The sequence below is a fragment of the Pseudomonas sp. GCM10022186 genome, from assembly GCF_042656385.1.
Classification (GTDB): domain Bacteria; phylum Pseudomonadota; class Gammaproteobacteria; order Pseudomonadales; family Pseudomonadaceae; genus Metapseudomonas.
This window is the reverse complement of sequence record NZ_JBHSOU010000052.1, coordinates 207,930-234,482: the sequence shown is the minus strand read 5'-3', so window position 1 is coordinate 234,482 and position 26,553 is coordinate 207,930. Positions and strand designations below refer to the sequence as shown.

The 26,553-nt window shown below is 65.0% G+C and carries 19 protein-coding genes; 2 read left to right on the top strand and 17 right to left on the bottom strand.

The features are described 5' to 3' along the window. Positions 1–15: 15 nt before the first annotated feature. The 5 genes from fadB to ACFPU0_RS18130 form a co-directional block, all read right to left on the bottom strand. Positions 16–2,166, bottom strand: a complete 2,151-nt coding sequence (gene fadB / locus ACFPU0_RS18150; RefSeq protein ID WP_377694659.1) for a fatty acid oxidation complex subunit alpha FadB — start codon at positions 2,164–2,166, stop codon at positions 16–18. 28 nt (positions 2,167–2,194) lie between these two features. After that, the gene (locus ACFPU0_RS18145; RefSeq protein ID WP_377694658.1) at positions 2,195–3,169 is read right to left on the bottom strand and encodes an NAD(P)H-dependent flavin oxidoreductase; all 975 of its coding nucleotides are present in this window, start codon (positions 3,167–3,169) and stop codon (positions 2,195–2,197) included. 130 nt (positions 3,170–3,299) lie between these two features. After that, positions 3,300–3,893 (bottom strand): TetR/AcrR family transcriptional regulator, encoded by a 594-nt coding sequence (locus ACFPU0_RS18140; protein ID WP_377694657.1) that lies wholly within the window; start codon positions 3,891–3,893, stop codon positions 3,300–3,302. A 107-nt stretch (positions 3,894–4,000) separates the two neighbouring features. Then, complete coding sequence (locus ACFPU0_RS18135) at positions 4,001–5,101, bottom strand: acyl-CoA dehydrogenase family protein (RefSeq protein ID WP_377694656.1); 1,101 nt, start codon at positions 5,099–5,101, stop codon at positions 4,001–4,003. A 25-nt stretch (positions 5,102–5,126) separates the two neighbouring features. After that, positions 5,127–6,734 (bottom strand): GMC family oxidoreductase, encoded by a 1,608-nt coding sequence (locus ACFPU0_RS18130; RefSeq protein WP_377694655.1) that lies wholly within the window; start codon positions 6,732–6,734, stop codon positions 5,127–5,129. 160 nt (positions 6,735–6,894) lie between these two features. On the opposite strand from ACFPU0_RS18130, the gene ACFPU0_RS18125 reads away from it, so the two are divergent. Together ACFPU0_RS18125 and ACFPU0_RS18120 are read left to right on the top strand one after the other, a co-directional pair. Beyond that, the gene (locus ACFPU0_RS18125) at positions 6,895–7,215 is read left to right on the top strand and encodes a 2Fe-2S iron-sulfur cluster-binding protein (RefSeq protein ID WP_377694654.1); all 321 of its coding nucleotides are present in this window, start codon (positions 6,895–6,897) and stop codon (positions 7,213–7,215) included. A 184-nt stretch (positions 7,216–7,399) separates the two neighbouring features. Next, on the top strand, positions 7,400–8,605 hold the full coding sequence (locus ACFPU0_RS18120; protein WP_377694653.1) for a cytochrome P450: 1,206 nt from the start codon (positions 7,400–7,402) through the stop codon (positions 8,603–8,605). A gap of 37 nt (positions 8,606–8,642) precedes the next feature. Here the strand turns inward: ACFPU0_RS18120 and ACFPU0_RS18115 are convergent, their stop codons facing one another. The 12 genes from ACFPU0_RS18115 to ACFPU0_RS18060 form a co-directional block, all read right to left on the bottom strand. Further along, a complete protein-coding gene (locus ACFPU0_RS18115; RefSeq protein ID WP_377694652.1) occupies positions 8,643–9,257 on the bottom strand; it encodes a glutathione S-transferase family protein in 615 nt (204 codons plus the stop codon). Positions 9,258–9,325: 68 nt separating this feature from the next. After that, positions 9,326–10,849, bottom strand: coding sequence for a class I adenylate-forming enzyme family protein (locus ACFPU0_RS18110; protein WP_377694651.1), 1,524 nt, complete (start codon positions 10,847–10,849; stop codon positions 9,326–9,328). 154 nt (positions 10,850–11,003) lie between these two features. After that, positions 11,004–12,359, bottom strand: a complete 1,356-nt coding sequence (locus ACFPU0_RS18105; RefSeq protein ID WP_377694650.1) for a DUF1329 domain-containing protein — start codon at positions 12,357–12,359, stop codon at positions 11,004–11,006. Between the two features lie 42 nt (positions 12,360–12,401). Beyond that, the gene (locus tag ACFPU0_RS18100) at positions 12,402–14,897 is read right to left on the bottom strand and encodes an efflux RND transporter permease subunit (protein WP_377694648.1); all 2,496 of its coding nucleotides are present in this window, start codon (positions 14,895–14,897) and stop codon (positions 12,402–12,404) included. After that, positions 14,894–15,991 (bottom strand): WD40/YVTN/BNR-like repeat-containing protein, encoded by a 1,098-nt coding sequence (locus ACFPU0_RS18095; protein ID WP_377694646.1) that lies wholly within the window; start codon positions 15,989–15,991, stop codon positions 14,894–14,896. The genes ACFPU0_RS18100 and ACFPU0_RS18095 overlap by 4 nt, the downstream gene beginning before the upstream one ends. Before the next feature lie 298 nt (positions 15,992–16,289). Next, a complete protein-coding gene (locus ACFPU0_RS18090) occupies positions 16,290–17,924 on the bottom strand; it encodes a DUF1302 domain-containing protein (protein WP_377694645.1) in 1,635 nt (544 codons plus the stop codon). 248 nt (positions 17,925–18,172) lie between these two features. Then, on the bottom strand, positions 18,173–19,027 hold the full coding sequence (locus ACFPU0_RS18085) for a crotonase/enoyl-CoA hydratase family protein (protein ID WP_377694644.1): 855 nt from the start codon (positions 19,025–19,027) through the stop codon (positions 18,173–18,175). After that, positions 19,024–21,468: a CaiB/BaiF CoA transferase family protein gene (locus ACFPU0_RS18080; protein WP_377694643.1), complete on the bottom strand. Its 2,445-nt coding sequence runs from the start codon at positions 21,466–21,468 to the stop codon at positions 19,024–19,026. Before ACFPU0_RS18080 ends, ACFPU0_RS18085 begins: the two co-directional genes overlap by 4 nt. Positions 21,469–21,627: 159 nt before the next feature. Beyond that, positions 21,628–22,503, bottom strand: a complete 876-nt coding sequence (locus ACFPU0_RS18075) for an alpha/beta fold hydrolase (RefSeq protein WP_377694642.1) — start codon at positions 22,501–22,503, stop codon at positions 21,628–21,630. Positions 22,504–22,527: 24 nt separating this feature from the next. Next, a complete protein-coding gene (locus ACFPU0_RS18070; RefSeq protein WP_377694641.1) occupies positions 22,528–24,066 on the bottom strand; it encodes a class I adenylate-forming enzyme family protein in 1,539 nt (512 codons plus the stop codon). 18 nt (positions 24,067–24,084) lie between these two features. Further along, positions 24,085–25,320 (bottom strand): CaiB/BaiF CoA transferase family protein, encoded by a 1,236-nt coding sequence (locus ACFPU0_RS18065; protein WP_377694639.1) that lies wholly within the window; start codon positions 25,318–25,320, stop codon positions 24,085–24,087. A 50-nt stretch (positions 25,321–25,370) separates the two neighbouring features. Next, positions 25,371–26,552 (bottom strand): aromatic ring-hydroxylating oxygenase subunit alpha, encoded by a 1,182-nt coding sequence (locus ACFPU0_RS18060; protein ID WP_377694638.1) that lies wholly within the window; start codon positions 26,550–26,552, stop codon positions 25,371–25,373. Position 26,553 lies beyond the last annotated feature (1 nt).

The following is a 26,553-nucleotide window of genomic DNA, read 5'->3' as shown; positions in this document are numbered from 1 at the left end:
TCTAAGCGATTGGAATCAGGCGTCGTAGAAACGCGCACCGCAGGCCGCCAGCTCACGCAGCAGGGCCGGCGCCTCGTAGGCGGGGCCGAGCGCCGCGTGGTGCGCGCAGCGTTGCAGCAGGTGCTCGGCGCCCAGCCAGTCGGCGTAGGCCAGGGCCCCACCGAGGTAGGCTGGGAAGCCCAGGCCGAGCAACAAAGCGGTATCCAGCTCGGCGGCGGAGGCCACAACGCCTTCCTGCAGGGCGTGGATCGACTCGATGATCAGCGGCAGCATCAAGCGCTCGATGATCTCGCCGTCGTCGAAGCTCCTAGCTGGGCCTGGCCGCACCGCGGCTACCAGCTCGGCGGCGCGCGGGTCGGCGGACTTGCGCGGGCGCCCGCCAGGGCCGGCTTCGTAGTGGTAGAAACCGGCGCCGTTTTTCTGACCCAGGCGGCCCTCGGCCAGCAGCGCCTTGAAGGCGTTGCCGGGCACCGCCGGCATGCGTTCGGGGTAACCGGCGAAGATCAGGTCGCAGACGTGAGAGCCGGTGTCCAGCCCCACCACGTCTTCCAGGTAAGCCGGGCCCATGGGCCAGCCAAACGCCTCGGCAACGCGGTCGACCTCAGCGAAGTCGGCGCCATCGCTGAGCAGTTGAAGGAAAGCGCGGATGTAAGCGGCGAGAATGCGGTTGACCAGGAAGCCCGGCCCGTCCTTGACCACGATAGGTGTCTTGCCCATTGCAAGGGCCAGGCCCACCGCAGTGGCGATGGCCGAGTCGCCCGTGCGTTCACCGCGGATGATCTCCACCAACGGCATTACCGGTACCGGGTTGAAGAAATGCATGCCGGCGAAATTCTGCGGGCGCGCCAAGGGCGCAGCCAGATCGTCGATACGCAGCGAAGAGGTGTTGGACAGCAGAATGGTCTCTGTCGCCACCTCGCCTTCGACTTCTCGCAGCACCGCGTGCTTGACGGCAAGGTTCTCCACCACCGCCTCAACCACCACATCGGCGCGATCGAAGCCCTGGTAGTCCAGCTGCGGCACTATCGCGGCACGCACCTTGGCAGCACGAGTCTCGTCCAGGCGACCGGCGGCGACCTGCCGGGCAAGCAGCTTGTCAGCCTCGGCCATGCCGAGGTCCAGGGCCTGCTGGCGGATATCCTTCATGAGCACCGGGGTGCCGTGAAGAGCGCTGGTGTAGGCGATGCCACCACCCATGATGCCGGCGCCGAGCACCACCGCCTGGCCGGTGGAGGCGCTGATCCCACGCTGGGCCTTGCCAGCCTTCTTCACCAATTGGTCATTGAGGAAGATGCGCACCAGCGAGGAAGCCGCCTGGGTCTTAGCCACCTGGCCGAAGGTTTCCCCCTCCAGACGCAGGGCCTGGAGGTGGTCCTTGTTCCACGCCTGTTCCAGCAGGTCGATCAGCAGACCACGCGCCGGTTGATGGGGAGCCACCCGCAGGCTTTCTCGGGCGCTCTGGAAGGCCTCGGCAATCTGTGTTGCAGCCACGGCCCCCAAGCGCAGGCGGCGCCGCTCGCGCCAGTCCAGAGCGCCGTCGGCAGCCTGGGCCAGCAGCGCCAGGGCGGCGTCGCGCAGCTCGCTGGCCGGCACCCGTTGCTCGACCACGCCAGCCGCCAACGCCGCAGCGGCCGATTGCGGCTTGCCGCTGACGATCCAGTCCAGCGCCACTTGCACGCTGCTTACGCGCGGCAGGCGCACGGTACCGCCGTAGCCGGGGATCAGTCCCAGGTTGACTTCCGGCAGGCCGACACGCGCCGCATCGGACATCACCCGATAGTCAAAGGCCAGGGCCAGTTCCAGGCCACCGCCCAGGGCGAAGCCGTTCAGCGCCACCACGCTTGGCAGCGGCAGCGCCGCCAGGCGCTCGAACAGCTGGTTCGCCTGCCAGGTATGGCTAACGATGTCTTCGCGACTACGGTCGAAGAGCTCACCGAATTCGGTAATGTCGGCACCGACTACAAACACATCCAGGCCACTGCTCACGAGCAGGCCGCGCAGGTCTTCGGTGCGTTCCAGTAGCTCAGCGGCCAGTGACAGTTCATCCAGGGTGCGGCGGTCCAGCTTGTTGATGGCGGTGTCGTCACGCTTCAGGCTCAGCTCGGCGAATCCGCCGGCGATGCGCGCCAGGCACAGGGACTGGCCGCGAAAGAGAATCTCGCTCACTGTTTGCTCCGGAGTTCTTGTTCTGTGGTTAGTTCTGGAAGCGCGCCAGGGACGCCTGCAGGTGCTCGCGCGCCTCGGCGACCATGCGTTCGAGCAACTCGGCGCAGCCGGGGATGTCGTCGATCAGGCCGACACACTGACCAGCAGTGATGATCCCGTCGTCTACCTCGCCGGACTCCAATGCAGCGCGCCCTCGCACCCCAGCCACGAGCGGCCGCAGTTCCTCGAAGGCAACCCCTCCTTCGCGTCGCTCCAAGCTCACCACTTCCTCGGAAATGGCATTGCGCAGCACCCGTGCGGTGTTGCGCAGACTGCGGAAGATCAGCCGGGTATCGCGCTCGTCGGCATTCACCAAGGCCTGCTTGATGGCCTCGTGGATCGGCGCCTCGCGGGTGGCGCAGAAGCGCGTGCCCATGTTCACGCCCTCGGCTCCGAGCGCTAACGCCGCCGCCAGGCCACGGCCGTCAGCGATGCCGCCGGAGGCGATCACCGGGATCGACAGGCGGCGCACGGCAGCAGGAATCAGCACCAGGCCGGGGATGTCTTCCTCACCCGGGTGGCCGGCGCACTCGAAGCCGTCGATGGACACTGCGTCGACACCGTTGCGCTCGGCCGAAAGCGCGTGGCGCACAGCAACGCATTTGTGGATCACCGTCAGGCCAGCGGCCTTGGCCTTGGCGATGTACTCACGCGGGTTGTTGCCCGCGGTTTCCAGCACCGGCACGCCGGCCTCGATGATGGCGTCCAAGTACTGCTCGTAGGGCGGCGGGTTAATCGACGGCAGCAGAGTCAGGTTAACCCCGAAAGGCTTGTCAGTGAGCGCGCGGCAGCGCGCAATCTCGGCGCTCAGCGCCTCGGGCGTCGGCTGAGTCAGCGCGGTGACGATACCCAGGCCGCCAGAGTTGGAGACGGCGGCGGCCAGCTCGGCGCGCCCCACCCACATCATGCCGCCCTGGATGATCGGATAGCGGATTCCCAGCATTTGCGTGATACGTGTCTTCATGCCTTCAGCCATCTGCTTGGTCCAATGGTCGGAAGGCATGGTCCCGTATCGCCGGGAGCTCGGCATCGTCGCTTACGACGAATCTGCGGAGAGGACTACACGGCCGCGCCGAGGCGCGGCATGCGGGGGGTTAGAAGGCGTGGAGGAAGACCTTCAAGGTCTCGATGAAGGCCTGCTCGTCGGTCATCGGGTTGGCCTTGACCGCCTCGGCCAGGTGGGGGAACTCCTGCTCGTCGAACTCAGGCATCGGCGAGGTACCGTTGGCCCGGCTCATGGCGCCGATCAGCGCGGAGCCGTAGGTGAGCTTTTCCACTCCCTCGATGACCAGCATGCGGCGCTCGGCGGGAATGTCGTAGCGGTTCACCCAGAAGTCGTAGTACTTGAGCATCAGGTGGCGCGGGAAAAACTGCAGCAGCAGCGGCGCGGCCTTGGGGTGGCGCAGGATCGAGGCGCGTACGGCGACTGCCAGTTCGATTAGTTGCTCACGCCAGTCGCCCTTGTCGCGCATGCGCGGGATGATCGCCTCGACCTGGATCATCCGGGCGATCTCCTCGAGCATTTCCGACTTGCCCTTGAAGTGGTAGTAGAGCGATGGCGCCTTGACCCCTAGCTTGCGCGCCACCAATTGCACGGTGAGGCCCTCGATGCCCTCGTCGTCCACCACTTCCAGGGCGGCGCGCACGGCCAGTTCCTTCGAGATGATCGGTTTGGACGGTCTTCCCAAGTGACATGCTTCCTTTGAATGTTTCGCCCGGCGCACCCAGGCGCCAGGACGGAGTCGATTGACAGCCCGATTCGACAGCCGTAGGCCGTCAGCGATCCGGCATTCTATCAGGGCGCGCTGCGGCGCAGGACGCCGTATCTGGCAAGGTGAAAGTCACGCCCGCCAAATTCACGCTCCAGCATTGTCACCCGGCGGAAATACCGGCTAATGGCGACTTCGTCGCACATCCCCATACCGCCGTGCAACTGCACAGCCGCCTGGCCGATAAAGCGGCAGGCCGTGGCCACCACCACCTGCGCCGACGACGCGGCCCAACCACGCCGCTCCGGCTGCGCCAGGCTGAGGGTGGCCAGGCGCGACGCCGAGCCGGCCTTCACCAGGTGCAGGTACATGTCTACCAGGCGATGCTGCAGGACCTGGAAGGACGCCAGGCGCTGGCCGAACTGGCGGCGCTCACCGAGGTAGGCGCGGGTCTGCTCCAGCATCTGTGCCAGAGCCCCACGGGCCTCGGCGCAGAGTCCTGCCACGGCGATGTCGCGCGCAGTTTCCAACTCGTCCAAGCCGCCTCCCTCTACGCCCAGCAGGGCCTCCCCGGGTAGACGCACGTCGCGCAGTTCGAGGTCCGCTACGCAGCCGCCATCCACGGTCGGGCAGGCAGTGACCTGCAACCCCGGGGTGTCGCGGGGCAGCAGGAACAACGAGAGGCCCACGGCGTCGCCGGGCTCGCCCGAGGTGCGTGCCGCCACCAGGAAGTGGCTGGCCAGGGGACCGGCCTTGACCATGCACTTGCAGCCATCGAGCCGCCACTGGCCATCGTGCTTGCGTGCGGCCAGACCGATAAAGCTGAAGTCGTAGCGCATCTGTGGCTCAGCCCAGGCCAGCACCGGGATAGCCCGACCGCACCCAAGGTCTTCTCGCACGACCTGCGCCGACTCACTTCGTCCGCTTGCCAGCAGATGTCCGGCGACCATCAGCGCTTCCAGGAAGGGCTCGCGCGACAGCTCGCGGCCCAACGCCTCCATCACCAGGGCGTGCTCGACATGGGGCGTTGCCCGCCCCGGTGCCGGCAGCAACTCGCCCAGGCCCATCTCGTTGATCAGGCGGCGCCAGAAGGCGCCCCCTGCCTCGTTGTCTCTTGGCGCTTCGCGCAGAAAGCGCCTAAGGTTGTCCTGCAGCAATTGCTGCTCGGTGCTCAGTGAGAAGTCCATAGCGGCCTCGTCGCTGGGGACGGCCTCAGCCGTCCGGGTTGCCAAGGATCAGGTCGGCGGCGCGCCAGGCCATCGCCATGGTCGGTCCGTTGGTGTTGCCTGCTGGGATCTGCGGGAAGATCGACGCGTCCACCACGCGCAGACCGCTCACACCACGTACGCTCAGCGCGGGGTCGACCACCGACTCGGCGTCGTTGCCCATGCGGCAGCTGCCCACCGCGTGGTAGCCGCAACTGCCGTGCTTGTCATAGGCGTCGAGGATCTGCTCCTCGCTGACGCAATGTGCGCCGGGAAAGGTCTCCTCGATCACGTAGTCCGCCAACGGCGATTGTGCGACGAACTCCCGGGCCAGCTCGAGGGTGCGCACCATTAGCCGGCGGTCGTGCTCACTGGCACGGTAGTTGGGCGTCAGCTGCGGCAGCTGGTGTGGATCGCGGCTACGGATATCCACCGAGCCACGGGAGTCCGGTCGCAGCGGGTAGGCCACCATGCCCATGCCCGGGTGTTTCTCCAGGGTCTGCCGGTGTGTGGCGTAGTCGAAGGTAAAGGGCGCCACCAGGAACTGGATGTCCGGGCGCGGTGCGCTGGCGTCCGATTTCAGCCAAGCGCCGATCTCGTAGGCTGCAGAGGACATCGGACCACTGCCGCGCAACACGTACTGAAGGGTGTTCTTCAGCAGGCGCAGGCCGGCGTACTCGCGATTGTCCGAGAGCTCCCGACTCAAACTCCACTGGGGCAATATCCCGCGGTGTTCGATGAGGTTCTGCCCGACTTGCGGATTGTCATGAACGACCTCGATGCCCAGACGCTCCAGCAGCGCACGCGGTCCGACCCCGGAACGCTGGAGGATGCCCGGCGAAGCCAGGGCACCGCTGGCCAGGATGACTTCGCGGCGGGCGCGAATAGTGCCCTCGCGCGAGCCACCCGGCGCTAGGCTCACACCCACCGCGCGGCCATCTTCAAACACAACGCGGTCAACAGTAGCGTTGCTGATCACTTCCAGGTTGGTGCGGCCACGGACCGGGTCGACGAAGGCCTTGGAAGCGCTCTGCCGGCGTCCGTTCCAGATGGTACGCGACGCGTAGCCGACGCCAGGAGCGTCGTCGGGCTCGTTGACGTCGACCTTGCGCGGCAGGCCCAGGCTCTCTCCAGCGCGGATCACCGCCTCGGTGAGCGCGCTGCGTCGATCCGGCAGGCTCAATCGCAGCGGCCCGGCGTCGCCTCGCGTGGGTGCAGCGCCCAGCTCGTGGTTCTCCAGGGCGCGGTAGGCAGCAGCGATGTGCTTCCAGGACCAGTCCGGGCTGCTCTGGGCGGCGATTTCGTCGAAATCGGCGGGCTGGCCGCGCACATACATCATGCCGTTGATGCTGCTGGAGCCGCCCAGCAGCCGGCCGCGCGCCCAGATTTCCTCGCTGAAGGCGTTGCCGGCTTCCGGCTCCGCCGGGTACAGCCAGGTGCACTGCGGATCCTGCATTACCTTTGCCAGACCCTTGGGCATCTTCACGAAATAGCTGTCGTCCTTGCCCCCCGCCTCCAGCAGGGCGACGCGGACGCCGGGGTCGGCGGACAGCCGGTGGGCCAGCACGCAGCCCGCGGCACCCGCGCCAACGATGATGTAGTCGAATTCAGCCATGGCGCTCTTCCACTCTTATTGTTGTGTAATCCGCTTGCCGGGCGATCGGTCGCACGAGTCGGAGCTCATGGACAGTTGACACTTGCCCGAAGGATTTATCTAATCTATTTAGATATTCACAAGCGGTCAACACACACAACAACAACGAGGCCCCGGCACCATGATCACACTCACCTTCGTGCAGCCTGACGACAGCAGGACGGAAATCCAGGCGCCGCCTGGCGCCAACCTGATGGAAGTCGCCGTTGCCCACGGCGTAGACGGCATCCTCGCCGACTGCGGTGGCAACCTGGTCTGCGGCACCTGCCACGTCGTCGTCCCCGAGCGCTTCCAAGCCCTGCTGCCTGAGCAGAGCGAGATGGAGCGGGACATGCTCGACTGCGTGCCCTTCCCGCAGCCGAACACCCGTCTGTGCTGCCAGATCACCCTGGAAGCGGCCCACGACGGCCTCGAACTGCGGATTCCGCTAACCCAACGCTGAGCCCCACTCCGCTTTTCCAACCTTGCCCAACACCCTTTCAATGGCCCAAAGGAGTAACCATAAATCTAATAACGTTAGTTTTATTTGTAATTAAACCATGCCGCCCAGGAACCATGATGCCGTTCCATCGCCTGGCCCCGGCACCACCGACAACAAGAACCAGTGCCCTGGTAAGGAATCGACCATGCAGAGCTCCACGCGTCCCGATCACGTCGCCGAAGACCGACTATTCGACTTCGACATGTTCAACGTCACCGGCTCCGACGAGCCGGTGGAAGACCTCCACGAAACCTACGCGCGCCGCCTGCACGCGGAGGCTCCGGACGTTTTCTACACCCTGCGCAACGGCGGCCACTGGGTCGTCACCCGCTACGACCAGATTTCCGAGGTGGTGCGCGATCCCGAACACTTCTCCGCATCGGAACAGCAGATCCCGCGCATCGAGAACCCGCCGGTGTTCATCCCGCTGAGCCTGGACCCGCCGGCCAACCTACCCTACCGCCAGGCGCTGATGCCCCACTTCTCGCCGAAGAACGTCAAGGCCCTGGAGGAAAAGATCCGCTACTGGGCCAATCGCCTGATCGACGACGTGCAACAGCAAGGCGCGTGTGAATTCACGCAGTCGGTCTCTTCGGCCTTCCCGGTATCGATCTTCATGGAGCTGATGGGCATGCCGCTGGCGCGCCTACGCGAGTTCCGCGAGCTGTCCGACCGCTTCTTCTCCACCAACGCGCAGGAGGAACTGCACGCCCTCAGCGGGCAGATCATCGGCATCATGACCGAACTGATCGAGGCCAAGCGCGTCAGCCCAGGGGAAGACCTGATCAGCTACCTGCTAGGAGTGGAGATCGAGGGCCGGCCGATCCGTCTCGACGAGATCCAGAACATGTGCTTCCTGCTGTTCCTCGGCGGCATGGACACCGTCGCCAACGCCACCGCCTTCACCTTCCGTCATCTGGCCCGCGACGCACAGTTGCAGGCTCGCCTGGCGGCCGACCCGGCGCTGATCCCGGCGTTCGTCGACGAGGGCCTGCGCTGCTTCGGTATCATCAGCACGCCGCGCATGGTGGTCAAGGATTGCGAGCGCTTCGGCGTGCGCTTCAAGCAGGGAGACATGGTCCTGAGCCTTCTGCCGATCTCCGGCCGTGACGAACGCAAGAATCCGCGCCCCCACGAGTTCGATCTGGACCGGGCCAAGCGCGAGTCGCTGACCTTCTCCACTGGCGCACACTTGTGCCTGGGACACTTCCTCGCCCGCGCCGAGATGCGCATCCTCACCGAGGAGTGGCTCAAGCGCATTCCATCCTTCCGCCTCGCTGCCGACACAACTCCGCGCTACCGCATGGGCTTCGCTTTGGCGCTGCTGGAACTGCCCCTGCAGTGGGGGTAGGACCCTGCCCTGGCGGCCGCGGCCGCCAGGGCAGGCTTTAGGCGCCGATGGCGCGCGCGCGGACGAACGCCGGGCGCGCCTTCAGTCGCTCCAGGTAAGCGGCCAGGCGCGGCGGGTAGTGCTCGGCCAGGCCGAACAGCTCGCCCAGCAGCAGGCCGTAGCCGACCGAGATGTCAGCCACCGTCAACGCCTCGCCGCACAGATAGGGCGAGTGCTCCAGCGCCTGCTCCAGCACCGGCAGGCGTTGCAGCATCTGCTCGCGGTAGTCCTGCGCCACCGCCGGCACGCGCTGCTCGCGCGGCAGGAACAGCGAATAGCGCAGCGCCGTGGCCAGGGGCGCGGCCAGGGAAGCCTCGCCATAGGTGGTCCAGTCGAGCATCGCGCCGTAGAGCGGCGAGTCGGGCGCCACCTGGCAACGGCCGGCGCCGTAACGGCCGGCCAGGTACAGCAGGATTGCGCAAGACTCGCGCATCCGCACGGCGCCGTCGACCAGGAAAGGCACGGTGCCGTTGGGGTTCACGTCCAGGTACTGCGGCTGTTTCAACCGTGGCGGATAGGCGACCAGCTTCAGTTCATGTGCCAGCTCCAGTTCCTCGAGCAGCCACAGGCAACGCAGCGAGCGGGTGTCCTTGCTGTGGTACAGGGTGATCATCGCGGATTTCCTCCAGGCAAAAAAAACCAGCCAGCCACCGTGGGCATGGCTGGTATCAAGCGTCGAACTCAACGAATGCGCGGTAGGCTCAGGTGCGCGTTGGCGTACTGCTCACGCAGTTGCGGCTTGGCGATCTTGCCGGTGGCCAGGCGCGGCAGCGGCTCGACAGTGCAAACCATGTAGCGCGGGACCTTGTAGCTGCTCAGATGGGTGCTGCAATGATGCAGCAGTTCCGGGATGTCGCCGGCCTGCAGGCCATGGATTATGGCCAGAGGGGTTTCGCCGAAGTTGTCGTCGTGGGCCGCGATCACTGCCACCTCGTGGACCCCGGGATACTCCGAGATCACCCGCTCCACCTCGGCGGCGGAGATATTCAGGCCACCAGAGATGATGATGTCCTTGAGACGGTCGAGCATGGTGAGCAAGCCCTGCTCGTCTAGCACGCCCAAGTCGCCGGTGCGCACCCAGCCGTCGACCACGGTTGCGGCGGTGGCCTCGGGGTCGTCCCAGTAGCGCACCATGGTGCCCGGGCCCTTGATGACGATTTGTCCCGGGGTGTTAGGCGGGCAGAATTCGCCTCGCTCGTCGATTACCGCCACGCGGGTGTAGATGGAGCCACGCCCGCATTTCTCCGGATGGGTGATGGAGGCCTGGTCAGTGTTGAAGGTGGCCTGCCCACCCACTTCGGTCTGGCCGTACAACTGGCGTAGCAACACGCCCTTCTCCAGCCAGGTTTCCAGCAATTGCCGCGAAACCCTCGCGCCACCTACCAGGCAGTAGTAGAGGCTGCTGAGGTCAGCGTCGCGGAAGCCGTCGCAAGCAGCCATACGCTCGAAGAAGATCGGCGTGCCCATCATGGTGGAAATGCGCTGGGTGACGATGGTGTCCAGCGCCCGCTCGGCATCGAACGCCTGCTCCAAGAACACGGTGCCGCCATAGGCCAGGTACTGCATCAGCACCACGTAGCCGGCCGAAGTGCACAGCGGCGCGAACAGCAGGATGCGTGCAGCGCTGAAGGCACCGGGGCGGGCTAGGCAGGAATCGGCTACGTAGCCGGACATGGTGCGATGCGACAGCACCACGCCCTTGGGCCGGCCAGTGGAACCGCTGGTGGGAATGATCACCAGTTCGGTATCCAGGGGAATGTCGTCAGTTGCGAGGCTGCCGCTGGGCGGGGTGTGGCGCAGGCGTGCCAGCTCGGCCAGATCGAACACGCGGGCACCGGGAATCTGATCGCCAATCTTGCCCACCAGTTCGGCGCGTTCGTCATCGTGGAAGATCGCCTTGGCGCGATAGCGGTCCACCAGAAGGTAAGATGCCTCGCTGAAGGTGAAGCGAGGGTTGACCGGGGCCAGGATGGCGCCGGCGAGCATCGCCGCCTGGCTCAGCACCACCCACAGCAGCGAGTTGCCGGCCATCACTCCGACGCGATCGCCGCGCTCCACGCCCTGATCCACCAACCATTCGGCAGCGGCTTCGCTCCAGGCGCGCAGCTGGGCGTAACTGACCTGTTCGTCGCCCACCACCAGCGCGGGCACGTCCGCGCGTTCCACCGCCCACCAGTTGAAGGTCTCGATAAGCGTACCGGACATCGTTTCGTTCCTCGCAGGCACCCTCCACGGGCACCCGTTCTTGCAAGACTGGATTAATCCGCGGGGCATAACCCCGCGTGCTTCAGGGAGAGTTCCGGAGCGGCGGCCGGTGGCCGCCGCGCCTATTTGCGCTCCGTCCCGGAGCGCCGTCAAGCTAGCGCGTGGCGGTGCTGGCAATACCGCGCGGGGTGAACATCTCGGGGCGACGCACTTCCTTGAAGAACTTGACCTCCGCCGGCTTGCCCGAAGACTTGCCCATCCAGGTAAATGCGTAGCTGCCACGATTGAAGTCATAGAAGCCGTAACTACCGTTGGAGACGCCGCCGATCCCGGTGTACTCGAAGACCGGATAGGTGAACCCGACGCGGTGCAGGGCACCGCCGTGATCATAACCCTCGGTGGCCAGCACCACCCAGGAGTCCTCATCGAGGAAATAGCGGCGCGTCTTGTACGCGTGCCTCGCGTCCGGCTTGAGCTCGGCTTCCACCACCCAGACCCGGTGTTTTTCCCAGCGAACGAAATCCGGATTCAGGAACTTCTGCCCGAGCACATCCTTGTAGTTGGATTGCAGGATCTTGTAGCTGTTGTAGGGCAGGATGATTTCCTGGCGGCCGACGAGCTTGTAATTGAAGCGATCCATACGACCGGAGAAAAGGAACACCTCGTCATAGAAGGTCGCGCCGCCGAAAGACGTGGACGGGATATCGTAGGTGTAGTTGGGCGCGACCCGGACGCGGCGCTGGCCCGGATCATAGAACCAGGCCAGAGTGCCACCAGAACCGTAGTCCAGGCGCTCCTTGCGCAATTGCGCATAGCCGGCGACGTTGGCAGGAGCACTGGTCACGATGTTGGCCATATCGGTCAGACCGACGTTATCTGCATTCTGCAGTTTCGGCTCATATATGACGTTGGCCTTGTGCATGGTGCCTTGGGGCAACAGGGAAACAGCGCCACGCGAGTCCACCATGTAGGAACCTGCACTCAACTCGAGGTAAGGGATGTAGGTGAAATACCGGTTCCATAGTGCCTCATAACCGGTCCTGGGCGCGGGGAATGGAATGCCAGCAAAGGCATTCTCGAGTCGGTCGCCTTCCACTGCGCCGCCCAGCTTGGCCTGGCCTGCATGCTCGTTGGTGTTCTTCAGCACGAAGTCCGGCCAATGCATGCTGCGATGGGTGGGGTAGACATCGACTCGATAGTCGGGAAAACGCTCAAAGAGGCTCCGCGTCCCCGGAGTGAGCTGATCCTTGTACTCCGCCAGGTTCTGTCTGGTGATGCTGTAGAGCGGCTTCTCGTTGGCATAAGGGTCGATGTAGTTGCCGTCACCTGCGTATCCGGCCGGTGGCGTGGAGATACCGCCGGTATAGGCGGGAATGCTGCCATCGGCATTGGCGCCCTTGATCGCCCCGAAGGGGGTCAACTCCTCGGCGACGGCATGCACCGTCCCTAACGTGACAGCGGCTGCAAGGCCCAGCGTGGTCACTTTCAGCTTCAAATCTCGCACTATCATTCTTGTTCTCCAGTTTGCGCTTTTATTGTTGAACCGTCGGCTTCACTGAACTTCAGGGACCGTACCAATCCGTTCCGAGCCTGTACGCAATCGTTCTTGCCCTTTTCCATCGGGCGTCAGGGTCTTCTCCACGACATCGTTTTCCGCCGAGCGGGAATCCGAACTCTCGAATTTCCGGTTGAGCAGGAGATATGAAAGGGCCGGTATCAACGCTAGGGCTCCGACCATGTTCCAAACGAACATGAAGGTCAGCAGCCAGCCCATGTCCGCCTGGAACTTGATCGGCGACCAGATCCAGGTCACCACGGCAACCGAGAGGGTTACGCCGATCAGCGCGACGACCTTGCCGGTGAAGTTCAGTGCGTTGCGATAGGCATCCGCCAGGGACAGCCCCGCACGCAGGTGAGCCAGTTGCACGCTCAGCAGGTAGAGGGCGTAGTCCACCCCAATCCCCACGCCAAGGGCCATTACCGGCAAGGTAGCCACCTTCAGGCCGATGCCCAGCCAGACCATTAGCGCTTCGCAAAGAATGGTGGTGATGATCAGCGGAATCACCGCCACCAGCACGGCACGCCAGGAACGGAAGGTGATGAAGCACAGCAGGATTACCGCCAGGTAAACCCAGAGGATCAGTCGATAGTGGGCATGCCGCACCATGTCGTTGGTCGCCGCTTCGATACCGGCGCTGCCCGCGGCCAGAAGGAACTGGCGGTCCTCCGTGTCGTGCTCGCGGGAAAACTCCTGGACCAGCGACACCACCCGTTCCAGGGTTTCCGCCTTGTGGTCGGCCAGGTAGGCGATGACCGGGGCGACCGAGTAGTCCTCATTGACCAGGTCCGGATAGGTCACCGCGATCTGAGACGTGGCGTTGGTAGTCATCAATTCATCCCGCGGAATGCTCATCCACTTCGGGTTGTTCTCCGAGTTTCCGGCAGTGAATACGCGGGTCAGGCTGCCCAGAGACACGGTCGCCTGCACGCCGGGCAGGCGCCGCAGCAGTTCCTCCAGGCGATCCATCTCCAGCAGGGTTTCGAAGCTGTTGATCTTGCCTGGGGCGGTCTTGACGATGATCGCGAACTGGTCGCTGGATAGGCCGAAATTGCGAGTAATGAAGGCGTTGTCCAGGTTGTAGCGCGAGTCCGCGCGAAGCTCCGGAGCGCCAGGGTCTAGATCGCCTATGCGCATGTCACGGCTAGCCAGGTAACCGATTGCGACGAGGACCAGCGACACCCCCAGCATGACCTTCGCGGGGCCCGGGCGGGTGAAGCGCACCAGGAACTCCAGGCGGCTCGCCGAATGCCCTTCGCGCAGACTGCGTGCAGCCGCCCGGGGCGACACGCCGGAGTAGGACAGCAGCACCGGCAGCAGGATGAGGTTGGTGAAGATCAGCACTGCGACACCGATGCTGGCGGCGATGGCCAGACCCTGGATCATCGGGATGTCGATCGTCACCAGCACCGCGAAGCCGACCACATCCGCCAGCAGTGCGGTGAGGCCTGCCAGGAACAAGCGCCGGAAGGTGTAGCGGGCCGCGACGTAGCGATGGGTGCCACGGCCGACATCCTGCATCACCCCGTTCATCTTCTGTGCGCCATGGGAGATGCCGATGGCGAACACCAGGAAGGGCACCAGGATCGAGTAGGGATCGATCACGTAGCCCATCAGGTGGAAGATGCCCAGCTGCCAAACCACCGCCATGATCGAGCAGACGGTCACCAGCAGCGTGCTCTTCAGGCAGCGGGTGTAGGCGAAGATGATGACCATGGCGATCAGCGCGGCGAAGACGAAGAACACCATCACCTTGTTCAGCCCGGCGATCAGGTCACCCACCAGTTGCGGGAAGCCCACCACGTGGATGCCAATCTTGTCGCTCTCAAAGGCCCGAATGCTGTCCAGCTGACGAGCGAACTCGGCGGAGTCCACCGCTTTCCCGGTATCGGCGAATCGCTCCAGCAGGGGTACGAACAGCAGACTGGAACGCGCATTGTTGGCCACAAGCGTGCCGCTGAGGTTGCCGCGCGCGACGTTGCGTTCGAGCTGCTCCAGCGACGGCGCGGCCCCGTCGTAGTTCTCCGGCATCACCGGCCCGCCGACGAAGCCCTGGTCGGTGACTTCGGTCCAGCGGACCACCGGCATCCACAGCGACTTCATGTACACGCGGTCAACGCCGGGCAGCAGGTACACCTTGTCGTTGATCTCCTTGAGCACCTCCAGGTACTCGGGATCGTAAATATCGCCCTGCTTGTTCTCCACCACCACACGCACGGCGTTGCCGAGCCCGCCAAGGGAGTCTGCGTTGTCGAAGTAGTTGAGGATGAAGGGGTGGGACTGCGGGATCATCTGACTGAAGTTGGAGCCAACGGTCAACCGCGCGGCCTGCCAGCCCAGCAGGAGGGTTGCCAGCAGCGACAGCAGGATCACCAGACCCCGGGAATTGAAGATCACACGCTCGGCCAGGTCGCCGCTGCGACGGTCGAAGGCCTCGACCGTAGCGACCACCGGCATATTCTTCAGGCGAGATACATCCACCTTCATCATTGCTCACCTTCTTGCGATTGCAGCTTGTCTGTCGCATCCCGGGTTAGCCCCTGGATACTGGCGAAGACCAGGCGTCCGGGCAGGCTGGCGACATCGGTGTAGAGCATCGGTGCCCGCGCCTGGCGCAGGCTGGATTCGTGCAGGTCCGCCGCAATCGACAACACTTCCCCGCCGGAGCTGATGGCGATGAAACGCTGCGCCTGCGGATCGAACTCGATTCGGGTGACCAGTTGGGTCAAGGGCGTGGACAGGGCGGCCCAGCTCTCCCCCCGGTCGTGGCTGGCGTAGAGCACGCCGCCGAGGCCGCCGGCTAGCACCACGTCTCCATGCCCGGCGATGCTGAAGAACGAGCCCACGTGGCCGGTGGCTACCGGGCGGAAGCGACGTTCGCGGACGTCGGCCTTGAACACGACGCCCTGTTCAGAGGCGATGAACAGTTGATCGCCTACCTGGCCAATGGCATTGAGGTGCAGGAAGTCCGGGTTGTCGATCTCGTGCAGCGCGGGTCGCCAGTGCTGACCGCCATCCTCGCTGGCGACAAGCATGCCGAACGGGCCGCTGGCCAGGCCATTGGTGGCGCTGCTGAAATGCACGCTGAGGAAGGGCAGCACCGGCCCGGTGCCTAGATTCGTCTCCAGCTGCTGCACGAAGCCATCGCGCACCTGCTCATCGAGCCCGGCATTCTCGCGATAGTAGCGAGTGAGCTGATCGAGCGCCTGGCGCCCATCGAGCTGTTTGGTCCAGGTATCGCCGCCGTCGCTGCTGGCCAGGATCACACCGTCCTGGCCCACCACCCAACCCTGCTGGGACGAAACGAACGACAGATCGATCAGATCGGAGCCGACCGGCACTTGGACCTGACGCCAGTGACTACCGCCGTCTTCGCTGAGCAGGATCACGCCACGCATGCCGACCGCGATCAGCTTGTCGCCACCAAGGCTGGCCAGCGCCTGCACTGGCAGCCTGTCCAGCGCCTCACGATGCAGGAGCGCTGGCGTATCCAGCGGATCAGCGAAGCCCTGGGCCAGGGCCTGATAGGCAGGTTCGAAGGAGGCGGCAAGGCAGATTACCAGCGCACCGGCGAGCTGCCGCACCGGGGAGAAGCCAGCGCGACGGGGGCTTCTCCGCAACCGTGAATTACCGGGTTTGTCTTCAGTGCATGTCAGGCCACACATACTGGGTTCCTTCTTATTGTTCCACAGCCAGCCCTCTCGAGGGCCCTGCCTGGTTGATTCGATTCTTAGGGATCTCGCCCCCATTGCCATCGTCGGATACGACGATATTGCCGATCGCTCTGGACCGGCCTTTACCAGCTATCGGACAAGCGTCCAGCGATGTCTTGAAAAGAAAAATGGCCCCCGGAGCCAGGGGGCCATAAATCGGCCGCTGCGGCTAGAAAACGGTCTGCGCAGTGATCGAAATCCAATCGCGGTCGTTCAGCATGTAGCTACCGTTGCCGCCTTCGAACACCGGCAGACCTGCGGGCGTCAGCACGGTATCCCCGGTATGGGCTCGACTACCGATGTACTCGACCTTCAAGGTATGCCTGGCGAAGAAATTAGCCGCTAAGCCGACGGAGAACTTGTAGGAGCCCTGGGCAGTACCACCGAGAACGCCCGGATTGCCCTTGAGCCCTACGGTGACGCTGGTCGGCATGCTCAGGTTGACGCCGGGCGCAACCTGTAACCACTCAGGCGTGAAGGACAGCGCCAGCGCCGTTGCGTTACGAGTCGAGCAACCGTCCCATTTGTCCTTGCCGGCACAACCTGCGAAGCCCTCAGCCTTGTAGAGCGCCTTGTTCGTCGAGTCGACGGACAGCACCCGGGTGTAAGCCAGCTCGGCAATGAAAGTACCCGTCTCATAGAAAGGCGTCGTACTCAAGGGCACCAGGACGTTGGCGATCATATTGACCACGTCACCAGTGGCGCCTCTTGTGGGATCGTCCGCCGCCAGGCTGGGCGTACTGTTGAGCGCAGTGCCGTCGCGGTAGGAAAGCTCCATGCCCAGGCTGCTCTCGCCGACCGGTGTGTCCAGGCTGATGCCGTAGAGATTCACATCTTGGTTGTAGGAGATGAAGTACGACGGCGCACCACCCTCCAACCTGAGTAGCGGTGCCCAGGGCTGTACCTCGTCCAACCGTCTATAGAAGAAGCTCACAGTCGAATCGGGGGTCACCTGCCAGGCGGCATTAAGGCCGAAGTTGTCATTGATCTCATCCGCACGCTCGCTCGAGCCACGCGGAATCCCGAGCATGCTGTCCTGACCGGTGAACAGGAAGTCCACCGGCGCCAGGTAGGTGCCGCCCTGCGGCAGTTGGTTCTCTGCGCGCTCAAGGAAGTACTGGAAACCGAGACCAAAGGACGACGTGAGCTGGGTAGTCAGGTTGACCTGATTGCGCGGAAGGAAGAGCGCCTTGGTCGGAGTTCCTGGCGCAGCGGCACCGGCGATACCATCGACTGCGCCCTGCGAATAGGAAATGCTTTGGAAGGGGAAGAACAGCCCGTTGCCCCAGAACTGGGTATTCCGCCCAAGGCGCGCGGTATAGGAGGAATCATCGAATGAATCGGAATATTGAACAAAAGCGTCCAGCAGCCGCCCGCCAGTAATGTAATCATGCTCCACACCGCTGCGGTAATGGCCGGAGGGATAAGCGGCCAGTGCCCTGTAGGGTACGCCCGGGGCGAATTCGCCGGGATTGCCTTTCACATCGTCGTCATAGGCGAAGTCATGCCAGCCTTGGGCCGACACCCTCAGGGAAAGCTTGTCGCGGTAGGTGCCGCCGAGCTCGGTCAGCAGATTGAAGCGGTTGGTCACCACATCTCCGCGATCCTTGAACTTGTATTCCGACTCGTCGAACGACGGGTCGTTGCCGATCTTGTTGTCGACGTCGCGGGCACGGAAGCCGAGGTTGTAGGTCAGGGTGTTGTCCCAGTAACCTTTCCAGTCCTCGGTTTCGAAGGTGAACGCCTGCGCGTTGCCGCTGCAGAACGCCGCCATCACCATCGCCGGCAGCAGTGCCAACTGCATGGGCTTGTTGCAAGACGCTCTCCGACTGACCTTCATCAGCGGTTCTCCTCTTGTAATTATTCTTGTTATCTCGGTGACCACCCTCGTCCAGACAGGTGTGCTCGTTTTTCATGTCAGGGCTTCGCGCTGTTGCGGCCACGAGCCCGGAGACGAAATCAACGCTAAGGCATCGCTACCGGATGCCCCATCGTCGGATGCGACGATTTTCTAAGCGGGCCGTTCACGACGCGGCAAACGGCCCTCCTCATTCAGTGGAATTGCGGCTCGCCACGCCAGTCGAAGCAGGCCGGAAGATCGCTGGACACCCGATCCGGGAATTCGGCCGGACGCTTGTCCAGGAAGGCCGAGACGCCCTCGCGGGCATCGGCCGATCGGCCGCGTGCCTGCACCGCGCGGCTGTCCAGTTCGTGCGCCGCCATGGGGTGTTCGGCCGTGCTCATGCGCCAGATCATCTGCCGCGTCACGGCAAGGGAGACGGGGGCGCTGTGCTCGACGAAACTACGCGCCATCTCCTTGGCCGCGGCGAGCAGCTTCTCGGGGTCGTGAGTGGAATGCAGCAGGCCTCGGGCAAGCGCCTCGTCTGCAGCGACGAGACGCCCGGAATAGCACCACTGCAAGGCCGTGGAGACCCCCACCGCCTTGGAAAGGAACCACGACGAGGCTGCCTCGGGGACTATCCCGCGACGGGCGAAGACGAAGCCGAAGCGTGACAGGTTGGAAGCCAGGCGTACGTCCATGGCCAATAGCAAGGTTGCGCCAACGCCCACTGCCGCTCCGTTCACCGCGCCGATGATCGGCTTGAGGCTACGGAAGATGCGCAGGGTGAGCAGCCCCCCCTCATCGCGGAACACTTCATCACCGGCATAGTCGAAGCTGCCGGCGCCAGCCGACAGATCCGCCCCGGCGCAGAAGGCACGACCTCGCCCCGTGACCACAAGGGCACGTACGCGGTCCTCGGCGTCGGTGTAGTCGAGGGCAGCGAGGAACTCGCGGACCATCTCCGACGTGAAGGCATTGAGCTTGTCCGGACGATTGAGGTAGAGCACAGCAATGCCGTCCTCGTCGAGGGTCAGTTCCAGGTTGTCGAACTTCGGGCAGGTCATGGCTGGGCCTCCGGCTCCGGGGTGCGGGTGGCGGCGTCCGCCAGCAGGGCTTCGATCTCCGCCGAGATAGGTTCCAGCACGCCTTCGCGGACCAGTTCGGCGCGGTCCGCAGCCTCCAGGCCGAGCAACTCGGCGGCAATCTCCAGGGTGTGCTGGCCGAGGAAGGGCGCCGGGCGAATACGCGGTTCCGGCAATGGGCCGAGGGCCGGAGCGTTTTCGGTCAGCAACGGCGCGTCCAGGCCAGGCTGGAATAGCGTGCGGAAGAAGCCGCGAGCTCGCAGCTGAGGGTCGGCCGCCAGCTCGTCCAAGCGCAGCATGTTGCCGGCCGGAACACCACGGCTCTGGAGCAGGTCACGCACCTCCACAGGGCTGCGCAGGCGGGTCCATTCGGCGACGCCGGCCTCTAGCTCCGCCGCGCGGGCCAGACGGCCCTCGCTGCTGGCCAGGCGGGAATCACCCAGCCAATCCTCGCGCCCCAGTGCCTCACACAGCGCACGCCACTGCGCGTCGCCACTCACGTTGATGGCACACCATTCGTCATCGCCGGCGCAGGGGAACAGGTTGCCCGGCGCATCGAAGCGATCGCGGTTGCCACGGGGAACAAAGGTCCCCGGTGCCACCGACTCTTCCAGGAAGTCGCATGCCAACGTGGCGAGGATGCTTTCCGCCTGGCACAGGCTGACCCGCCCTCCCCTCCCGCTACGCTGGCGCCTGAGCAAGGCAGCAGCGATGGCGGCAGCGGAAACGCGCGCGGCGAAGTGGTCGGGGAAGATGGTGGTGCTGTCGCTGTAGCCCTCGTCCATCTCCGGATAGCGCCACAACCAGGTCAGCCCGGTGCTAGCGCGCACCAACGGCCCGTAGCCCATGCTGCGGCTGAGGGGACCGTGGTTACCCAGGGCGCTGCTGTCCGCCATGATGATGTCCGGCTTGATGCGCGCCAGCACTTCGTAGTCGATACCCAGCGACTCCAACGTGCCGGGCTTGAAGTTGGAAAGCACCACGTCGGACTGCTCCACCAGGCGCTTGAACAGCTCCACACCGCGCGGATCTCGCAGGTTCAGTCCGAGTGAGCGCTTGCCGCGAGAGCCCTGAGCGAAGGAGATGCTCATCGGACGATTGTCCAGGGACTGGCGCAGGCCATCCGGGTAGGCTCCGCTCTCCACCTTGATCACCTCGGCGCCCTGATCGGCCAGTAGACGGCCGAGCTCGGCGCCGGCGACGATCACGCCCAAGTCCAACACACGTATACCGTCGAAGGGGCGGCGCTGTGGCTGGCTCATGGAGGGAGATGCCGCAGCGGACCACTGCACGCCGTTGTCTGCGCCCAGTTCCGGCGCCGTGCTACGCGCGCCGGCCTGCTGGCCATCGATCTCGACGAAACCGAAGGGAACGCGCCCCACCGCGCCGTTGCCTAGGGGTAGGTCGACGAAGCTGTCCCGGGCACGGAAATGCTCGTCACGCAGGACCTCCTGCGGTCGCGACACGGCGGCGATGGGCACTCCTCGGCGCTGCCCCTCCGCCACCAGCTCGGCGACGCTACGTTGGCGGAACAGCTCGGCGATCAGCGCATTGATCTCGCGGATCACCTTGAAGCGCCGCGACAGGCTGGCGAAGGCCGGATCGGTGAAGGGATGGTCGTCGCCCAGCCAGGCCGACATGCCCTGCCATTGCCGGGGGTTGAGCAGACAGATGCGCACGGCGCCGTCGCGACAGGCGAAGATCGGATATCCATTGCCCAACGGCGGTCGCCCGCGAGGCGCCAGCTCCAGGGCACTGCGGCCGCCGGCGGCACTGCCGGTGACCCCCATGCCGGGATCGAGGATCTGCAGTGTGGAGTCGTGGACGGAGAAATCGAAGTAGCCACCGACGCCGCCATTGCTGACGTTCCAGAGGGCGCTCAGCGCTACCCAGGCGGCCTGCAATGCCGCCGTCTCATAGGCCAGCTCTCCTGGCGGCAGCAATGGCGCATGGCCCTTGATCCCGGAGCGCGCCAGCACCCCGCCCATGGCCAGGAGCACGGCATTGCTGCCGTTGAAGGCGGCATAGGGCCCGCTGCGACCGAAGTCAGTGAGACTCAGGGTCACCAGTCGCGGACGCAGCCGGGCGGCCAGGCCGCTGCGCTGCAGCCAGCCTGTCGGGGTGGACTCGAGGAAGAGGTCCGCACCGTCCAGCAGGGCGCCCAGGCGCTCGAGGTCGGCGGGGTCGTGAAGGTCGAGCTCGACGCTGAGCTTATTGGCGTTATGGCTGGCGAAGTGCAGGCTGACGCCGTCCTTCAGCGGCGGCCGGACTCGCGACGGCAGGCCGCCCTTGGGCTCGACCAGCAGCACCTCCGCGCCGAGGTCGGCGAGGAAGCGACCACAGCCTTCCAGGTTGCCGAGGGTCAGCTCCAACACGCGGATGCCTGACAACGGGAGGGTTGCTTGCGAAGTGGGATTGTCCATCTTGCTGCCTCTTGTTCTGACTCGTGCTGCGACCGCGCGCCCCACCCTTCGGAGCTGGGTGGGACGGCGGGCGCGATGCTCACGAGTATCCGGCAGGGGCGAAGATGGCTTCCTCATCGGTTCCGACGATTTTCCCTGCCGGAACCGATGAGGACGGCTTTACACCGGCTGTTCCAGACCGTCGAGGAAAGCCAGGATGGCCGAGTTGAAGATATCGTTGCGGTCGCCGGCGACCATGTGCCCGGCGCCTTCGACGTCGACGCATCTGGCATGGGGAATCAGTTCCAGCAGTTGGCTGGCGCCCTCATGGCTTACCACGTCGCTTTGCTTGCCACGTACCAACAGCGTTGGCACCTGTACCTGGCGCGCCGCCGCCTCCATGCGTCGGGTCATCATGCTCGAGTCGATGCGCCGCTCGCCCACCTGGAAGGCTGGGTCCCAGTGCCAGTAGAGGCGACCATCACGGCCCTCGCGCAGGTTCTTCAGCAAGCCCTCGCTGGAGCTGGGCCGCGGCCGGTTGGGCAGGTAGCGCGCAACCGCCTCGGCGGCCTCTTCGACCGACGCGAAGCCGTCCATGTTGCCTTGCATGAAATTACGGATCTGCTCCACCCCGACGCTGGACATACGCGGCACCACATCCACCAATACCAGCGCGCGGACCAGGCCGGCTTCGGCCTCGCCCACGGTCACTAGGGCGGTCGCGCCGCCCAGGGACGCACCAATGATCACCGGCGGGCTGTCGAGGGTCGCGATGACCGCGTGCAGGTCGCCGACGAAGGCTTCCAGGGTGTAGTCGGCGTCCGGTGCCCAGTCGCTGTCGCCGTGGCCGCGCAGATCCAGAGAAATTACGTGGTAGCCGGCGCCGGCCAGGTCGGCCGCGGCCTTGCCCCAGGAGTGGCGGGTCTGGCCGCCACCGTGGAGCAGGATCACGCTGTCCTGCCCGGCGCCGCCGGCGACGTCGGCGGCCAGGCTGACCCCGCGGCTGCCGGCCAGTGAGGTACCGCGCAGCGCCGGGATAGATGAATCGCAGTGCATGGATGTGTTCCTCCTTCGATTGGGCTAGCGCGCTTCCTTCAGGCTTACCGCGTGCAGTGGCACGCTGCGGAACTGCTGACGCAGCTCGCGCTTGAGTACCTTGCCGGAGTAGGTTCGCGGCAGCGGCGTATCTAGTTGCACCAGGAAGCGCGGGCGCTTGTAGTCGGCCAGTTGTTCCAGGCAGCGCGCCTTGAGCAGTTCGAGGTCCACCTGCCCGCCATGGGCGACGATCATCGGGACTTCGCCCCAGCGCTCGTCGGGCACACCGATGATGGCGAACTCGCCGCTGCCAAGGACATCGGCGAGCGTGTGCTCCAACTCCGCCGGATACACGTTGAGGCCACCGGATATCAGCATGTCCTTGCTGCGGTCGACGATGGTGAGGAAGCCCTCCTCGTCCATCCTTCCGGTGTCGCCGGTCAGCAGCCAGCGGCCGTTGCGGATGGCCGCGGTTTCCTCCGGCTTGTTCAAATAACCCTCCATGACGATGGGCCCGGCCACGCAGATTTCCCCTACTTCGCCGAATGCCGCCGGCTCGCCCCGGGCATTAAGCACACGGACCTCGGCCTGCATCACCGCGCGCCCGGCTGAGCCGAATTTGCGCTGTGCCTCGTCATGGAACAGCAGGGTAGCGAAGCCGCCGGACACCTCTGTCAGGCCATAGCCTTGGGTGATGGACACGCCGGCGTCCTGCCACGATTGCAGCAGGAACGGGCTTACCGGCGCGCCACCGGCCACCAGGTTGCGCAGACTGGAAAAATCCATCTCGGCGAAGGCTGGGTGCTGGCGCATACGTTCCAGCAGCACCGGCACCACGGTCCAGGTGTTGATCCGCTCGCGGGTGATCAGCTGCATCAGCTCTTCGGTGTCGAAACTGGATGCCAGCACAGTCGTCGAGCCGGGGAACAGACCGTCACGGATGTAGTTGCACATGCCACCTGTGTAGGCCAGCGGCAGCGAAATCAGCAGCTTGTCGGCGTGGGTGATGCCGCAAGGGATCACCCGTGCCAGGCTCGAGGCCATCAGGTTGGCGTGGCTGATCATGGCGCCCTTGGGTACCCCGGTAGTGCCGGAGGTGTAGCAGACGAGGGCGATATCCTCGGGCTTCACCTGCACTTCCGGCAGCTCTTCCGGCGGCCGGCGCAGCTCGTCCAGCGGGCGCGCACCGGGCGCCACATCCACCGAGAACACACGCAATCCGGGTACCGCCTCGCGCGCTTCGGTGAGGATGCCGCTCAGCTGCGCCTCGGTGACGACCAGCGAGAGGCCAGCGTCGAGCACCGGGTAGAGCATCTCTCGGGCAGTGAAGCGGACGTTGAGCAGAGTCACCGCCACGCCGAGCTTCCAGGCACCGAGCAGGGTTTCGATGAACTCGTTGCGGTTGTGCATCAGGATGCCGATGCGGTCACCTTGGCGCACGCCGCAAGCGTGCAGGCCGGCGGCGATGCTGTCGCTTCCACGGTCCAGCTCACCCCAGCTGAGGTCGCCACCATGGCCGCGCAGGGCCAGGCGCTCGGGCCAGCGGCGAGCCCAGTAGCGCAGGGTTTCATTCAAGTTCTGCATGTCGTGTATCCCGCTCGGTCAGTCGGCTGGTTGCAGGTAGATGGCTTCGTTGGTGCGCAGCCGCACCAGGGTTTCGTCGTCCAGCCCCAGGCGCTCACGCAGCAGCGCTGCGGAATCCTGCCATTGCTCGGGCGCAGCGGTAGGGGCAAACGCCTGGCCGGTGGTCTTGACCGGCGAGGACGACAGGCGCAGGAGGCCCGCGCCGGGCTGCTCCACCTCGTACACGTTGTCACGGGCAAGGAAATGCGGGTCCTGCACGAGGGTGTCTGCGCTGTTGGCCGGGCCGGCGGGAATGTCATGCTCCACGAACAGGGCCATCCAGTCGGCGTAGTCGCGGCTGGCGAACAACTCGGCCAGCGCGGTCTGCATCGCCTCGTCGGCGGCGCCGGAGTCCGCCACCTGCTGGTAGATCAGCGGCAGGTCCGGACGCTCCACGACCTCGCAGAAGCGGTTCCAGAATTTCGGGAACAGGCCCTGGAAGAAGATGCCGCGGCCATCGCGGGTGCGGTAGGCGCTCAGGCGCGGCCAGCCGGCCATGCGTTTCTGGCTGTTGAGGAAACCGGGGCGCTCATGCAGCACCTCGGCATTGAGCCGGCTGTTGGCTGCGTCGGGCAGCCAGTGCGCGGCGGACTCCGCACCACTGACTTCGATGTAGGCGCCCTGCCCGGTACGCTGCGCGCGAAGCAATGCCGACAACGTGCCGAGCGCCCCATTGAGCCCCATGGCGTGCATGCCTACCGGCACCGCGCCGGCCTCGGCCTGCTGCTCCGGCGGCAGCGCATAGGGGTTCGTCGAGGACAAGGCGCCGAAGGCGTCGAACGACGGCCCGTGGGAACCCTGGGTGTGATAAGGCCCGCTGCTACCCAGGCCGGAAATGGAGCAGAACACCAGCCGCGGATTCAGCTCGCGCAGCGCCTCATAGCCCAGGCCCAGGCGTTCCAGCACTCCGGCGCGCATTCCCTCGATCACCACATCGGCCTGTTCCACAAGACGGCGGAAGATGGCAGCACCCTCCGGGTGCTTGAGGTTCAGCCCCAAGCTGCGCTTGCCGCGGTTCCAGCGCAGGTGCAGGAAGCTCAAGCCGTCAGGCCCACCCACCGCATACTGGCCGCTGCGCCGCACGGGGTCGCCGTCGGCGCCCTCCACCTTGATCACCTCGGCGCCCATGTCGGCAAGGTAGCCGCCCAAGCTGGAGGGACCGAGCTGCGCGACTTCGAGTACGCGCAGCCCATTGAGAAAGTCATAACCGGACATCGGGTCTTTCCTCGTTATTGTTGTCGTCGACGCACGCAAGGCAGGCCGCGTCAGGCTTTGCTCGCCGTTTCGTCGATATCGCTCTGCAGCTGGCGGTGCAGGTGAGCGCAGGCCACCTCGCTGCGTCCGTAGCGGTAAGTGCCGTGGGGCCAGGCCTCGGCGTTCTGCTGGATGAACCTTTCCATCGGCCAGTCTTCCTCGGTGGCGGCGCGCTGGAGGATCTCCCAGCTCTTGTTCACTCGCGCCAGCAGGGCGTCGTCGAGGATGGCATCACGCACCAGGAAGCGCAGATGGGTCAGCGAGCGTCCCGGATTGCCGACGCAGGGCCACACGGTCCAGAACTCCACGTGTTCAGGCGCGGCGATCATCATCGAGTTGGGGTAGATGACCAGGTTCGAACCGATGTACTTGGAGCCGCCACTCACCGGAGCCTCGGACTTGGCCAGCGCCTTGAGCTTGGTGCGCGCACCGAAGTGCTGGCAGTGTCGGCCGTAGTCCTTGAACACTCCGACGTTGGATTCGATCAGGTCGCCGACGCCGCCCGGGTGCAGGAAGCGCGGGTGGATGATGTCGATGGCGCCATCCATGATCAGCTTCCAGTTGATGTCCATGACAAAGGTCTTGTCGAGTATCACGCTCGAGGCATCTAGCTGCCAGGGGGCCATCTGCGCATCCACCTCGCCTCCCAGGTAATCAGCCAGGGCTGGCGCCGGCACTTGCGAGAGCACAGCGAAGACCAGGCCGTGACGCTCCTCGGTGGGGAACGCGATCAGGCTGTTGCAACCGCGTTCGATCTTCTCGAACGACGACTCGTAAGGCACGGTACGCAGCCCGCCGCCGTCGCGGTCATAGGACCAGCCGTGGTACTGGCACATGAACACGCGCTTGTTGCCGGTTGCGGCCTGTTCCACCCGCCCGCCGCGATGGCGGCACATGTTCAGGTAGACCTGAGCTCGGCCGTCAGTCTGGCGCACGATCAACAACGGCATGTCGAGGATTTCGCGGGTGAGGAAGTCGCCGTTGTTGCGAATCTCCGAGGCGTGGGCGACCACTGTCGGCAGCGACTTCATCAGAGCCACCTCGGCCGCGGCTCGCTCGGGGCTCACGAAGTCGGAAACCGGCACGAGCAGGTCATGCTCGGCGAGGTCGGTAGTGTCTTCCCGCAGGTGGGTGACGAGGCGTTGCGAAACCGCCTCGCTCACCGCGACGTCGAGTTTCTTCTCGGGCAGCATG

Coding starts and splice junctions, on each gene's coding strand:
- ACFPU0_RS18145 (WP_377694658.1), bottom strand. CDS start 3,169: ATGAAGACACGTATCACGCAAATGCTGGGAATCCGCTATCCGATCATC.
- ACFPU0_RS18135 (WP_377694656.1), bottom strand. CDS start 5,101: ATGGACTTCTCACTGAGCACCGAGCAGCAATTGCTGCAGGACAACCTT.
- ACFPU0_RS18130 (WP_377694655.1), bottom strand. CDS start 6,734: ATGGCTGAATTCGACTACATCATCGTTGGCGCGGGTGCCGCGGGCTGC.
- ACFPU0_RS18125 (WP_377694654.1), top strand. CDS start 6,895: ATGATCACACTCACCTTCGTGCAGCCTGACGACAGCAGGACGGAAATC.
- ACFPU0_RS18120 (WP_377694653.1), top strand. CDS start 7,400: ATGCAGAGCTCCACGCGTCCCGATCACGTCGCCGAAGACCGACTATTC.
- ACFPU0_RS18115 (WP_377694652.1), bottom strand. CDS start 9,257: ATGATCACCCTGTACCACAGCAAGGACACCCGCTCGCTGCGTTGCCTG.
- ACFPU0_RS18110 (WP_377694651.1), bottom strand. CDS start 10,849: ATGTCCGGTACGCTTATCGAGACCTTCAACTGGTGGGCGGTGGAACGC.
- ACFPU0_RS18105 (WP_377694650.1), bottom strand. CDS start 12,359: ATGATAGTGCGAGATTTGAAGCTGAAAGTGACCACGCTGGGCCTTGCA.
- ACFPU0_RS18100 (WP_377694648.1), bottom strand. CDS start 14,897: ATGATGAAGGTGGATGTATCTCGCCTGAAGAATATGCCGGTGGTCGCT.
- ACFPU0_RS18090 (WP_377694645.1), bottom strand. CDS start 17,924: ATGCAGTTGGCACTGCTGCCGGCGATGGTGATGGCGGCGTTCTGCAGC.
- ACFPU0_RS18085 (WP_377694644.1), bottom strand. CDS start 19,027: ATGACCTGCCCGAAGTTCGACAACCTGGAACTGACCCTCGACGAGGAC.
- ACFPU0_RS18080 (WP_377694643.1), bottom strand. CDS start 21,468: ATGGACAATCCCACTTCGCAAGCAACCCTCCCGTTGTCAGGCATCCGC.
- ACFPU0_RS18075 (WP_377694642.1), bottom strand. CDS start 22,503: ATGCACTGCGATTCATCTATCCCGGCGCTGCGCGGTACCTCACTGGCC.
- ACFPU0_RS18070 (WP_377694641.1), bottom strand. CDS start 24,066: ATGCAGAACTTGAATGAAACCCTGCGCTACTGGGCTCGCCGCTGGCCC.
- ACFPU0_RS18065 (WP_377694639.1), bottom strand. CDS start 25,320: ATGTCCGGTTATGACTTTCTCAATGGGCTGCGCGTACTCGAAGTCGCG.
- ACFPU0_RS18060 (WP_377694638.1), bottom strand. CDS start 26,552: ATGCTGCCCGAGAAGAAACTCGACGTCGCGGTGAGCGAGGCGGTTTCG.